Raw genomic sequence first — 13,065 nt, 5'->3', positions numbered from 1 at the left:
CCCCCGTTCCGTACGGGGGCGGCCGGCCCTTCTCGCGGTCACTCCTTGCCGAGCACCGTGACGTCCAGTTCCTCGGCCGCGTAGCCGGCCCGGATCACCTTCTTGTCGAACTTGCCGACCGAGGTCTTCGGCACCGACTCCACGATCGACCAGCGCTCCGGCAGCTGCCAGGAGGCGATCCGCTCGCCCAGGAAGGCCCGCAGCTCCTTGAGGCCGACGGTCGCGCCCGGGCGCAGCACCACGGTGGCCAGCGGGCGCTCGCCCCACTTCTCGTCCGGGACGGCGACCACGGCGGCCTCGGCCACGTCGGGGTGGGCCATCAGCGCGTTCTCCAGTTCGACGGACGAGATCCACTCACCGCCGGACTTGATCACGTCCTTGGCCCGGTCGGTGAGGGTGAGGTAGCCGTCGGCGGTGATGGTGCCGACGTCTCCGGTGCGCAGCCAGCCGTCCTCGGAGAACTTGTCGTCCGGGCGGACCGGGTCCTGGCCGGCGCCGCCGTAGTACGCCCCGGCGATCCACGGGCCGCGGACCTCCAGCTCGCCCGCCGAGGCGCCGTCGTGCGGCATCCGCTCGCCGCCCGGCCCGATCAGCCGGGCCTCGACCGAGGCCGGGAAGATGCCCTGGGTGATCCGGTACGACCATTCCTGCTCGGGCGTGAGGCCGCCCGGCGGCTGGGAGAAGCAGCCGAGCGGGGAGGTCTCGGTCATGCCCCAGGCGTGCAGCACCCGGATGCCGTGGCGCTCCTCGAAGCCCTTCATCAGGGAGGGCGGACAGGCGCTGCCGCCGATGACCACCATGCGCAGGCTGGAGGTGTCGTAGTCGCCCGCGTCGAGCTCGTCCAGCAGGCCGCTCCAGATGGTGGGGACGGCGGCGCTGACGGTCGGCCGCACGGCGGCGATCATCTCGGCCATCGGCTTGGGCTGGAGGAAACGATCCGGCATGAGCAGGTTGGCGCCGGACATGAAGGCCGCGTGCGGGATGCCCCAGGCGTTCACGTGGAACATCGGGACCACCGGCAGCGCGGTGTCGCGCGTGGTGAAGGCGAAGTTGTCGCCGGTGTTGCCCTGGAGGCAGTGCAGGTAGATCGAGCGGTGGCTGTAGAGCACGCCCTTCGGGTCGCCGGTGGTGCCCGAGGTGTAGCAGAGCACGGCCGCCTGCCGCTCGTCGATGTCGTCCCGCCACGGGTACTCGGTGGGCCGCCCGGCGATCAGCTCCTCGTAGTCGTGCACGCCGCCCGCGAAGCCGTCCAGCACCGAGCGGTCGCCGGGGCCGCTCACCACGATGTGCTTGAGGGTCGGCGCGAGGCCCGGCAGCACGGCGGCGAGCAGCGGGAGGACGGTGCCGTTGACGATGACCACCCGGTCGGCGGCGTGGTCGACGATGAACGACAGCTGATGGGCGGGCAGGCGCAGGTTCAGCGTGTGCAGCACGGCCCCCATCGAAGGGACGGCGAGGTACGCCTCCAGGTGCTCGGCGTTGTTCCACATCAGAGTGGCGACCCGGTCGTCCCCGGCCACCCCGAGCTCATCGCGCAGCGCCCAGGCGAGCTGCGCGGCCCGCGCACCCACCTCCGCGTAGCTGCGGACGACCGGCCCCGTGCCGTCCCAGGTGGTCACCGTCGAGCGGCCGTGGATGGTGGCGCCGTGCTCCAGGATTCGGGCGACGGTGAGCGGGACGTCCTGCATCGTGCTGAACACGGGTCCTCCTTGACCTGGCGGCACTGCGGCTGCGCCCGCGGACACCTACCGGGCGGTAATGCGCGCGGACGTGCCCGATTGTGCCGCCCGCACCCCGCCGTGTCAGCACCTCGGCCCCGTTGCGCGGATCACGGATTCGTCCCGGTTCCGCAGGATTGCGGTCAGGCGCGGTCGGGGCGGGCGAGGCGGAGGGAGTTGGCGGGGTCCGGGGTGTAGGCGGGGTCGAGGATCCAGCCCTGTTCGGCGGCGATGCGCAGGGCCTGCTGGGCGCCGGCGCCGCGGTAGGTGGCGCGTGCGAGGTGGATGCGGCGCAGGAAGGTGCCGTCGGGGGCGGTGAGGGCGCGGTAGGACTCGGCGGACCGGTCGAGTTCGCGGGTGGCGTCGCGCTTGAGGATCCGGCGGATGTGGCGGTCCCAGGCGGCGGGGCTGTTGGTGAACTCGGCCCGGAAGGCGCGCGGGCCGACCGTCCAGCGGGCGGCCCAGCGGTCCCAGTAGTCGGGCTCGGTACGGCTCACCCAGCAGGTGAGCAGGCCGTACACCGGGGCGTAGACGATCTGGAGCAGGAAGACGAACGGCAGCAGCGGCGCGAAGCGCACCGGCTGCGGGCCCCACGGGGTGCCGGGCGCGGCGGGCGGGCCCTGCGGGGACGGCGCGTGCGGGGCGGCCGGGGCGGGGAAGTGGCGGGCGAGCCGGACGTGCCCGGCGTCGGTCCCGGACGCCACGCCGTGCCAGCCGTGCCGCTCGGCGAGCCGGACCACGCCGGCCGCGCCGAGGCCGCGGTAGAGCCGCAGCGCGAGCCCGGCCTTCACCACCCGGCCGTGGTCGGCCCGCAGTTCGCCGTCACCGGCCGCGTGCGCGGCCTCGGCGGCGGCGATCCGGCGGGCCAGGATCGGGGTGACGTAGCGCTCCCAGTGCTCCGGGCGGCCGGTGAGCTCGGCGCGCAGGCGGCGCGGCGGGATGAAGCCGCGGTTCACCTTCAGCCAGCCGTCGGAGTTCGGGCTCGGTCCGCCGCCGACGTTGTCGGCCAGGATCAGCAGGACGAAGAAGCCCACCAGGCCGAGGATCCAGAGCGGGGCGTAGATCCACTGGAGCAGGAACTGGAGCAGCACGACCAGGCGGTTGCGGCGCGGCGCCGGGCCGGGGAAGCCGCCCCCGGGCTGCGGGGCGGCGCCGAACCGTGCCGCGGCGTACGGCGGCTGGGGCGCCAGGTGGGCCTGTTGGGCCTGCTGGGGCGGGTACGGCTGCTGGGCCGGGTACGGCTGCGCCGGCGCCACCGGCTGCGCGTAGGGGTTCGCCCCGTACGAGGCCTGCCCGTACGGGTTCTGCGGCGGCGCCGCGCCGTACCCGTTCACGCCGCCGTACCCCTGACCGTTCGCCATGCCGCTCCCCCCGTACCGGATCGGGGGTCACCCTACCCGCGGGGTCTCAGCCGGCGGTCGGGCCGTCCACGAGGTTGCGGTCGACGGCGAGGGTGGCGCCGTTGAAGGTCTCCTCGACGTTGCCGTGGTACTGGTGGACGCGCTGGTGGAAGCTCCAGAGGTCGGGGGCCAGGCCGCCGGAGCCGGCCGTGTCGACCTGGTCGTCCCAGCGGGCGTACCAGAGCGCGTCGGGCATCGGGGAGCTGCCGGCCCGGGCGGCCGCCGCGAGATCCGAGACGCCCGAGTCGAGGCTGGAGTAGAAGCCGGAGCGGTAGCCGGCGGCGTGCAGGCCGGCCGTCCAGCCGAGGGTGAAGTCGACCACGGCCTGGCCGCAGGCCGGGTCGTGCAGCGGGTAGGCCTCGATGTCCAGGTAGACCGGGCTGCCGCCGGCGAGCCCGAGCGAGCGGAGCGCCTGGACCGCCTCGTCCGCCTCCTGTCGGCCCTGCTCCGCGGCCTTCGCCGGGTCGATCCGCTTCGGTTTGCGGCTCAGGTCCGCGCACGGCGCCTGGAGCCCGACGTGCACCGGCAGGAACCGCCAGCCCAGCGCCCGCACCTGGCGCACCCAGTCGGCGGTGAGCCGGGGCTGGCCGCAGCCGCGCTGGGAGCCGCTGGTGTAGATGCCGACCGCTCCGTACGGGGAGGCGCCGTGCCAGGCCCTCAGGGTGTCGATCGGCGGTGCGGTGCAGGCGTCGAAGGCGGGGCCGCTCCAGGTGTCGAGGGGCCGGACCGGCCCGCCCCGGTCGGGGAGCGTGACGGCCCGGATGCGGGGAGCGGCGGCCCGGGCGGCGGACTCGGCGCTCGCGCCCGTCCCGTCGGTGGCCAGCAGGAGTACGAGGGCGGCGGCGAGGAGGGCCGCGGGACGGAGATAGCGCACCCCGCCTTGTTACTGACAGACCGTCGGATGATCTCGGCCGCCACGCCGGAGCGCCTGCGGGAGTCCACCCTTTCGGACGCACCCGTCCGGTTCCGTCCCGATTTTTGTAACGAGCTTGCTGGTTGGTCACTCCTTACGGCAAACTCACGAATATGCCCACGTCCCATACCAGCGAAACCCCCGCCGCCTCATCGTCGGCTCCCGCCGTCGCCGAGGCCCTGGCCATGCCGCCCGCCCCCAAGGGCGAGCCTGCCGGCGAGCGGGGCAGCTGGCGACGAGGCGGGTCGCCCGGCACCGCGGCGCCACCCGAGATCCACCCCGGCCGGTCCACCGGCCGGATCGGCAAGATCCTGCGGCGCCCGGAGAGCATCCCGGCGCCGCTTCTCTGTCTGGCCGCGATGTTCCTGGTGCAGACCGGCATCGCCCTGTCCAAGCCGCTGTTCGGCCCGCTCGGGGTCAGCGGCACGACCTTCCTGCGGCTCGGCTTCGCCGCCGTCATCCTGCTCGCGCTCACCCGGCCGAAGCTGCGCGACAAGCGCCCGCGCGACCTCGCCGCGGCCGCGCTGCTCGGCATGGCCTCGGCGGGGATGACCTTCCTGTTCGCCGGGGCGATCGACCGGCTGCCGATGGGCACCGCCGCGACCATCGAGTTCCTCGGCCCGCTCGCCGTCGCCCTGGTCTTCGCCCGGCGCGCCAGCCACCTGCTCTGGGCACTGCTCGCGGCCGCGGGCGTGGTGCTGCTGACCCTGCTCGGCGAGGGGGACGGCGGCGGATCGCTCGACCCGGTCGGCCTGCTGTACGCCTTCGGGGCGGCCGCCTGCTACTCGCTGTACATCCTGTTCACCGACAAGGTCGGCGCGGCCTTCCAGGGGTTCCAGGGCCTGGCGGTGTCGATGACGGTCGGCGCGCTGACGCTGGCGCCGTTCGGGCTCGGCGATGCCTGGCACGGGCTGACCGCGCCCGGCGCCTCGCCGCTGGGGCTGCTCGCCGCGGTGGCCGGGGTGTCGCTGCTGCTGCCGGTGATCCCGTACGCGCTGGAGATGACCGCGCTGCGGCGGATGCCGCAGCGGGTGTTCAGCGTGCTGGTCAGCCTGGAGCCGGCGGTCAGCGCGCTGGTCGGGCTGGTGGTGCTGGGCCAGCTGCTGGGCCTGCCGCAGCTGGCCGGGATCGGCTGCGTGGTGGCGGCCAGCGTGGGTGCCACGCTGACCGGGCGGCGCTAGCTCCGGTCCGGACAGGACCCAGGTCCTCGGCTCCTCGGCCCTCGGGCCGGGAGGGGCCTCACGGCCAGAGCAGGGTGCGCGACCACTCCGGGGAACTGACCGGGCCGGTACGGGTGTAGCGCAGCCGGATGTGCCGGCGCTCGGAGTCGCCCTGCCAGAACTCCACCTCGTGGGCCCACAGGGTGTAGACCGCGTGCCCGGGCGCGACCGCGTCCGGGTGCGCCTCCAGCCGACGGCGGGCGACCGCCACCGCCTCGTCGTACTCGGCGAACGAACCCAGCGGCTCGCTCTGCCGCCCGACCAGCGCACCGACCCGGGCGGCGGGCGAGCGGGTGGCGAACTCGGCGGCGGCGACCAGGTCGGCGGCCCGCTCGACGGTGCCGCGCACCCGCACCTGGCGGCCCAGCTGCGGCCAGTAGACGGTCAGCGCGGCCGCCGGGTGGCCGGCGAGCTGACGGCCCTTGGGGCTGTGGGCGTCCGCGGAGAAGTTCCAGCCGGTGCCGGCCGCGTCGATGTCCCGCAGCACCAGCACCCGGGCGTCCGGCATGCCGTCGGTGTCGACGGTGGAGAGGGTGAACGCCTGCGGGTCCAGCACACCGGCGTACAGCGCGGTGGCGAGCCAGTCCACGAACAGCGGGCCGGGCTCGGCGGGGGCGGCCTCGTGGTCGAAGGACGGCAGCGGGCGGGCCATCGGCGGGCGCCCGAGCAGCAGTTCGGGGACGGATCCGGGCCCGGGCCGGTGCTCGCGGACCGGCTCGTCCGGCCGCTCCGGCTCCGGTGCGGGCCTGGTTCCGTCCGGGCCGGTCAGGCCCTCCTCCTCCGCCGCCATCGCGCGCCCTTCCTTCCGGTTGCCGCGGTCGCCGCCCCGGCCGGGCCGGTCCTTCCGGGCCCGGGCACGTGGGTGCGCTGTCGGAGCGCAACCGTACCGTCGTGCTTCCACGACTCCGGGCGCGGGCCCTCGGTGGGCGGATCCGGGCTGGTCGGCGAGGGGAAACACGGCGGGAAACACGGCGGGGAGGCCGGATGGGGAGGCCCGATGGGGAGGCCCGATGGGGAGGCGCCGTGCGTCCGTCCGGCGCGTGTGCCCGGCCCCGGACACACGCGTGGGCGGTGCCGATGGCGGCACCGCCCACGAGACCGGTTTCGCGGTGACCCTTTCCGCCTGCCGGTCGAAATGCGCTGTTCCCTCTGGTGTGATGCGTCGGATGGTGTGATGCGTCGGACCGACGCGTTGCTCCGGTGCGATGCGCCCGGCTCCCCCGAGGCCACCCACGTCAGGCGCCCCCGCCTTCCGTGGTGGGCACTCGGTCAGTGGGAGGCCGGAGCGAAGATGACGTTGATGTTCTTGTCGCCCTGGCCGGCCAGGACGTTGCCCGCGTTGTCCTTCGCCGCGAGGGTGTTGTCCTTGTTCGAGGCACCGGTGCCGGTGGCCGTCTGCTGGGTGGAGACGTGGTTGCCGTCGATCCCGCCGAACACGTTGCCGGCCCCGTTGTCGGAGACCGTGCCGCTGTCGGAGACCGTGCCGTCGTCGGCGGCGGCAGTGCCGGCACCGGCACCGACCAGCAGCAGACCGGCCGCGAGTGGACCGAGGAGTGGGAGTCCGAGCGCCCGGCGGGCGCGGATACGAACCATGGAGCCTCCAGGAGAACCGTTCATCGTGCAGAGGTCGATCAAGGTCTGCAAGGTTCGTCGACCGGACGAACACCTGCGGGCTGCGACGCCGGAGGACAGCCTTCCGCAACAAATCGACAAAGCGCTAGCTCACACGGCCAATTTCGCCCGTTAGCGTGATATCCGATCAGGCCGCGCATGAACGCCGGAGAATGCGGAAAGCGAGCCAGCACACCCCAGATGACCTGGCATGTTTGCCGAGCGGCCGCCGATGGCCACCCCTCGGGGAGCGGCGCGACCGCGTCACACGAACCGCCGGGCGCACCACCCCGGCGCGCACGAACCGTGAACACGCCCCGGAAAAGTTCGGCCACCCCTCCTTGTCGACTTTCCAGTCATTCGCAGATCATCAGATCATCTTTCCGGGATTCAGGATTCCCAGCGGATCGAAGACCGCCTTCACCTGCCGTTGCAGGTCCAGCGCCACCGGGCCCAGCTCGCGGGCCAGCCAGTCCCGCTTCAGCAGACCCACCCCGTGCTCACCGGTGATCGTGCCGCCCAGCTCCAGGCCGAGCGCCATGATCTCGTCGAAGGAACGCTGGGCACGGGCCGTCTGCTCCTCGTCCGAAGCGTCGAAGATGACGATCGGGTGGGTGTTGCCGTCCCCGGCGTGACTGACCACCCCGATGGTCAGCCCGTGCCGCTCGGCGATCACCGCCACGCCGTTCAGCATCTCCGCCAGCCGGGAGCGCGGCACCGCCACGTCGTCGATCATCGTGGTGCCCAACCGGTCCAGCGCGGGCAGCGCCATCCGCCGGGCGGCCAGCAGCAGCTCGGACTCCGCCTGGTCCTCGGCCGGCACCACCTCGGTCGCCCCGGCCGCCCGGCACAGCTCGGCGACCCGAGCCAGCCCGGCCTCCCGGTCCGGCCCGTCGAAGGCCACCAGCAGCAGCGCCTGGGTGGACTCCGGCAGACCCATCCGCCCCGACTCGTTGACGGCCCGCACCGCGACCGCGTCCATCAGCTCCATCAGCGACGGAGTCAGACCGCTCGCCATCACCTCGCAGACCGCCGCCCCGGCCGCGTCCGCGCTCGGGAACTCCGCCGCCAGCGCCAGCTGCGGAGCGGGCGCCGGCCGCAGCGCCAGGACCGCCCGGACCACCACGCCGAGCGTCCCCTCCGAACCGACGAACAGCCTGGTCAGGTCATACCCGGCCACGCCCTTCGCCGTACGGCGGCCGGTGGACAGCAGCCGCCCGTCCGCCAGCACCACGTCCAGACCGAGCACGTACTCACTGGTGACGCCGTACTTCACACAGCAGAGCCCGCCCGCGCCGGTACCGATGTTGCCGCCGATCGTGCAGGACTCCCAGCTGGACGGGTCCGGCGGGTACGAGAGGCCCAACTCCTCGACCGCGCGCGAGAGTTCGGCGTTCACCACGCCGGGCTCGACGACCGCGATCCGGTTCACCCGGTCGATCTCCAGGATCCGGTTCAGCTTCACCAGCGACAGCACGACGCAGCCGTCCACCGCGTTCGCCGCACCCGACAGGCCGGTCCGAGCCCCCTGCGGCACCACCGGGACACGCAGCTCGGTCGCGGTGCGCATCACGTGCTGCACCTGCTCGACCGTCTCCGGGAACACCACCACGGCGGGCAGCCCGGCCGCGCAGAAACCCGCCATGTCATGGCGGTACGCGGCGGTCACGTCAGGGTCCACCACGACCGCCCCGTCCGGGAGCCCCTCTGCCAGTCGGTCCGTCAGATCACTCATCGCCGCCTCCAGTCGCCGCCCGGCCGCCTCCACCTCCGCACTCTGCCCGCCACCCGGTACCCGGGCAAGTGGGCCGTGGCGGGGAAGAACGGGCGGCGGATCGCGGCGGGGAAGAACGGGCAGGACGGGCGGGGCGGGGAACGACCGGGCACCGGCCCGGTCAGGCGCGGCGGAGGACCCGCCCGGCCAGGGCGGTCAGGCCGGCGGCGGCGGTGGCGAGGGCGCAGAGGAGGGTGGGCAGGGCGGCGCCCGCCGCGTCCGCGAGCAGGCCCAGCAGGGCGTTGGAGAGCACCAGGGCCACGCTCTGCACGAGCGTCAGCAGTGCCTGGACCCGGGACAGATGGGTCGGTGGCGCGCCGTTCAGCACCAGCGGGCCGAGGTGGCAGGCGAAGAGTCCGGAGCCGAGGCCCGTCACCGTGCCGCCGGCCACCGCCACGACCGGCCCCGTGGCCAGTGCCAGCAGCGCGGTCCCCACCGACGCCGTGCAGAGCCCGGCCGCCGCCCCCATGCCGGCTCGGGGCAGGGCGCCCCGCCAGGCCACCAGGCCGGCCACCGCCAGCACCCCGGCCGCCTGTCCGCCGCTCACCAGCCCCGCCGTGCCCGCCGTCCAGCCGTGTGCCCGGGCGAGCAGCGGGCCGAGCAGGGACACCACCGGCAGCAGTGCCCCGGCCGCCGCACCGGTGAGCAGCAGCGCGGCGCGCAGCAGCGGGTCCGCCAGGGCGAGCCGGACACCGGACGCCGCCTCGCTCAGCAGGCCGGTGAACAGGCCTGCCGGCGGGCCGGTCCGCGGGCCGGGCGGCCCGGCCGCCTCCGGCCGGACCCGCAGCAGGACCAGCAACACGACCCCGAAGCTCACCGCGTCCGCCACCGCCGCCCCGGACAGCCCGCCGGCCGCGACCAGCAGGCCGCCCAGCGGCGCCCCGAGCAGGACGGCGACCTGCCCGCCGGCCTGCCGCAGGGCGAGCGCCCGGGGCAGCCGGTCGGCGGGCACCAGCCGGCGTGGCATCGAACCACTCGCCGGGAGGTAGAAGGCGTCGGCCGTCCCGATCACGGCCGCCGCCGCGACCAGCAGCCCCAGCGGCGTCCCCCGGTCGGCCACCGCCAGCGCCAGAGCGGCTGTCGCGGCCAGCATCACCGCGTCCCCGGCGAGCATCACCCGGCGGGCGCCGAACCGGTCCGCGACCGCGCCGCCCAGCAAGACCAGCACGGTGCGCGGCACCGTGATCGCCGTCAGGACCAGCCCGGCCGCGCCGCCGCCGTGCGCGGAGGCGGCCCAGCCGAGGGCGAAGTACAGCGCCGCGTCGCCGAGCAGCCCGGCCTGGGTACCGGCCAGCCAGAGCAGGTACGGCCGGGGCAGTGCGGGGCGGGTCGGTGCGGGGCCGACCGGTGCGGGGCCGGCCGGTGCGGGGCCGGCCGGTGCGCCGGTGGTGGTGATCACGCCGGGCGACGCTAGGGCCCTCGACCCGGTCGAGGGCAAGAGCCGCTACCGCCGGGCGACCGGCTCCTGGAGCTCGGTGACCCACCCGGCCGGGTCCTCCGGGCACTCCAGGTACAGCTCCCGGGCGTAGCCGGCCGAACGGTAGCCGTTCTCCTCGATGAAGCGGGCCAGTTCCTGGCTGGTGCCCAGCACCCCGTCCATCGAGCCGCGGTGCACGATGGTCGCCGCCTCCTCGATCGGCGCCAGGTCGAGCACCTCGAAGCCGTGCCCGCCCGGCCGCACCGACGGGCCGACCGGGACGGCGGCCAGGACCAGCACCGAGCCGTCGCCCTCCGGCGCGTCCTGGTAGCCGGCGACGGACGGCCCGGCCGCCTCGATCCCGGCCTCGTCCAGCCGCCGGCACAGCTCGGCGAACAGCGGCCCGATCACCGGCCCGATGTCCTCCGGCTCGTAACTCGCGGCCACCGCCGTCAGTTGGGCCACCCGGACGGACGGCACCGACTTCACGACGACATCGTGTGCGGACATGGTCCCCTCGCTCTCGATCGTCCGGAGCCTCGCCTCCACCCGGGCCAGCCGCAGCTCGTCGGCCGCGATGGCCTCGGCGAGCTGGGCCCGCCGCAGCCGCAGCATCCCGCGCAATTCGGCCGTGTCCGGCCGCTCGTCCAGGACGGCCCGCACCTGTTGCAGGGTGAAGCCGAGCTCCTTGAGCGCGATCACCCGGTTGAGCCGGGCGAGTTGGGCGGCCTCGTAGAGGCGGTACCCACTGACCGGGTCCACCCGGGCGGGCCGCAGCAGCCCGATCGCGTCGTAGTGGCGCAGCATCCGTACCGACACCCGGCCGTGCTTGGCGAAGTCTCCGATGTTCAACATGGTGCGACCACTCCACCCCCTGCCACCGTGTCAGGGTCAACCCCGGCCTCCCGCGCCCGGCAGGAAACACCGAGGGCGGGTGCCGAACGATGTCGGCACCCGCCCTGAGCAGGTGGTTCTCCTACCGGCGGAGAGCGTGGGATTCGAACCCACGGTACGGGGTCACCGCACGACAGTTTTCAAGACTGTTCCCTTAGGCCGCTCGGGCAGCTCTCCAGGCGGAGGTCAGCCTAACGGGTCCGGCGGGGTTCGGCGCACACGTTTCGGTGGGCCCGGGGGGTCACGGCTGGTCGCCGACGCGCTCGGCCAGGGTGACCTTGGTGTTGAGGGTCTGGCCGTTGCGGGTGTACTCGACGTCGACGGTCTCGCCGGGCTTGTGCGTCCAGATCCGGCTGACCAGGGCGGGGCCGTTCTCGATCGGGACGCCGCCGAGCTTGGTGATGACGTCGCCCGGCTTGAGGCCCGCCTTGTCGGCCGCGCCGCCGGGGGTGACGGCCGGCTGGCCCTGGATGTCCTTGGTCTGGATCTGCGCGCCGTCGCCCTTGTAGTCGTCGTTGCGGAGCACGTCGAGCTTGGCGTAGACGGGCTTGCCGGTCTTGATCAGGGTGTCCGCGACCCACTTGGCCTGGTTGATCGGGATGGCGAAGCCCAGGCCGATGCTGCCGGCCCGGCCGTTGGCGGAGGCGTTGGACTGGATCGCCGAGTTGATGCCGACCACCGCACCGCCGGAGTCGAGCAGCGGGCCGCCGGAGTTGCCGGGGTTGATCGAGGCGTCGGTCTGGAGGGCGTTCATGTACGAGGCCTGCGCGCCGGTCTCGTCGCCGGAGGCCACCGGGCGGTCCTTGGCGCTGATGATGCCGCTGGTGACGGTGGACTCCAGGCCGTACGGCGCACCGATCGCGACGGTGGCGTCGCCGACGTTGACCTTGTCGGAGTCGGCCAGCGGCAGCGGGGCCAGCTTGCTCTTGGGCGGGTTGTCGATCTTGACGACGGCGACGTCGTAGCCCTCGGCGTGGCCCAGCACCGAGGCGTTGTAGGAGCTGCCGTCGGCGAACTTGACGGTCAGTTTGCCGCCGTTGAGGGTCGGCGCGACCACGTGGTTGTTGGTGAGGATGTGGCCCTCGGTGTCGAAGACGAAGCCGGTGCCGGTGCCGGACTCGCCGTTGCCCTGCGCCTTGATGGTGACGACGCTGGGCAGCGCCTTCTGCGCGATGGCGGCGATCGAGCCGGGGGTGGGCTCGCTCTTCTGGGTGTCGCTGGCCTGGACGGTGGTGCTGCGGTGGTCGTTCGCGGAGGTGCTGCTGTCGGCGCGGTTGGCGACGGTCACGCCGAGCGCGCCACCGGCCAGACCGGCGACCAGCGCGACGGCCGCGAGCAGGGCGACCAGGCCGCCGCGCTTCTTGCCCGGGCCACCGGGGCCGCCGGCGTACTCCGCCGGGTAACCGACCGGGCCGCCGGGGTAACCCGTGCCACCGGCGGAGTCGTGGGCGGGGCCCCAGCCGCCGAGCGGCTGACCGGCCCCGAACGGGTGGTGGCCGTGCGCGGCGGGGGCGCCGGGCGCGGCCGGAGCGGCGCCGTACCCCTCGTGCGCGCCGTACCCCTCGTGCGCGGCGGCGGACGGGACGCCGTGGGTCGGGGTGGCGTACGGGTTGCCGGACGGCGGCAGGGCCGGGGCGGCGGGCGGGGCGGGCGGCAGGACCGGCGGCGGCGCGTCGATGTAGCCGGTGGCCGGGTCGACGGCCGGCTCCTGGACGGCGGGCGCGGGGGCCACGACGGGCGCGGCGGGCGGCTGCGGTGCGGGCACCTTGGTGAAGGCGACGGTGGGATTGTGCCCGCCCTCCGCCGGAACACCGTCGGCCGGAACACCCTCCGCCGGAAAACCGTCGGCCGGGACACCCGCCGCCGGAACGCCGTCGCCGGCCTCCGGCTCGGACACCCGGCGGAACGCCATGGTCGGCTGGTGCCCGCCCTGAGCGGGGCCGTCGGAAACGGCCTCAGCCGCTCCCGGGCCGGCGGGCTGCTCCCCCTGCGGCCCGGTGGGCCCAACCTCGCGCTCGGTGCTCACGGACGACCTCCATAGCTGGCAGAACCAAGGACCATAGTTTTTCGCACTGTCGATTCGATTGCCGTAAGGACCCCTCTGAAGAACTCATAAGA

Annotated in this window: 10 protein-coding genes and 1 tRNA gene; 1 reads left to right on the top strand and 10 read right to left on the bottom strand. The window is 74.3% G+C overall.

What is annotated here, in order from left to right; translation table 11 throughout:
* Nucleotides 1-38 precede the first annotated feature (38 nt).
* From ACFRMQ_RS10445 to ACFRMQ_RS10435, 3 genes are all read right to left on the bottom strand, one after another.
* On the bottom strand, nt 39-1,700 hold the full coding sequence (locus ACFRMQ_RS10445) for a long-chain fatty acid--CoA ligase (RefSeq protein ID WP_380729066.1): 1,662 nt from the start codon (nt 1,698-1,700) through the stop codon (nt 39-41).
* 161 nt (nt 1,701-1,861) lie between these two features.
* Entirely contained in the window at nt 1,862-3,079 is a 1,218-nt protein-coding gene (locus ACFRMQ_RS10440; RefSeq protein ID WP_380729064.1) for a hypothetical protein, read from the bottom strand.
* Nucleotides 3,080-3,125: 46 nt separating this feature from the next.
* Entirely contained in the window at nt 3,126-3,992 is an 867-nt protein-coding gene (locus tag ACFRMQ_RS10435; protein WP_380729061.1) for a glycoside hydrolase domain-containing protein, read from the bottom strand.
* Between the two features lie 152 nt (nt 3,993-4,144).
* On the opposite strand from ACFRMQ_RS10435, the gene ACFRMQ_RS10430 reads away from it, so the two are divergent.
* A complete protein-coding gene (locus ACFRMQ_RS10430) occupies nt 4,145-5,212 on the top strand; it encodes a DMT family transporter (RefSeq protein ID WP_380729059.1) in 1,068 nt (355 codons plus the stop codon).
* A gap of 58 nt (nt 5,213-5,270) precedes the next feature.
* On the opposite strand, the gene ACFRMQ_RS10425 is transcribed toward ACFRMQ_RS10430, so the two are convergent.
* The 7 genes from ACFRMQ_RS10425 to ACFRMQ_RS10395 form a co-directional block, all read right to left on the bottom strand.
* Nucleotides 5,271-6,041 carry a pyridoxal 5'-phosphate synthase gene (locus ACFRMQ_RS10425; RefSeq protein ID WP_380729057.1) on the bottom strand — a complete coding sequence of 257 codons (771 nt, stop codon included), beginning with the start codon at nt 6,039-6,041 and terminating at the stop codon, nt 5,271-5,273.
* Nucleotides 6,042-6,520: 479 nt separating this feature from the next.
* The gene (locus tag ACFRMQ_RS10420; protein ID WP_380729055.1) at nt 6,521-6,844 is read right to left on the bottom strand and encodes a hypothetical protein; all 324 of its coding nucleotides are present in this window, start codon (nt 6,842-6,844) and stop codon (nt 6,521-6,523) included.
* Between the two features lie 388 nt (nt 6,845-7,232).
* The gene (locus tag ACFRMQ_RS10415) at nt 7,233-8,597 is read right to left on the bottom strand and encodes an FAD-binding oxidoreductase (RefSeq protein ID WP_380729053.1); all 1,365 of its coding nucleotides are present in this window, start codon (nt 8,595-8,597) and stop codon (nt 7,233-7,235) included.
* 160 nt (nt 8,598-8,757) lie between these two features.
* Nucleotides 8,758-10,035, bottom strand: a complete 1,278-nt coding sequence (locus ACFRMQ_RS10410) for an MFS transporter (protein ID WP_380729051.1) — start codon at nt 10,033-10,035, stop codon at nt 8,758-8,760.
* A gap of 45 nt (nt 10,036-10,080) precedes the next feature.
* On the bottom strand, nt 10,081-10,908 hold the full coding sequence (locus ACFRMQ_RS10405) for a MerR family transcriptional regulator (protein ID WP_380729049.1): 828 nt from the start codon (nt 10,906-10,908) through the stop codon (nt 10,081-10,083).
* A gap of 128 nt (nt 10,909-11,036) precedes the next feature.
* A tRNA-Ser gene (locus tag ACFRMQ_RS10400) sits at nt 11,037-11,124 on the bottom strand.
* 64 nt (nt 11,125-11,188) lie between these two features.
* Nucleotides 11,189-12,859, bottom strand: coding sequence for a S1C family serine protease (locus tag ACFRMQ_RS10395; RefSeq protein WP_380729068.1), 1,671 nt, complete (start codon nt 12,857-12,859; stop codon nt 11,189-11,191).
* Between the last annotated feature and the right edge of the window lie 206 nt (nt 12,860-13,065).

This window comes from Kitasatospora sp. NPDC056783, from assembly GCF_042789895.1.
Classification (GTDB): Bacteria; Actinomycetota; Actinomycetes; order Streptomycetales; family Streptomycetaceae; genus Kitasatospora.
Note: the sequence above shows the minus strand (reverse complement) of the source record. Positions and strands in the feature narration are given on the sequence as shown.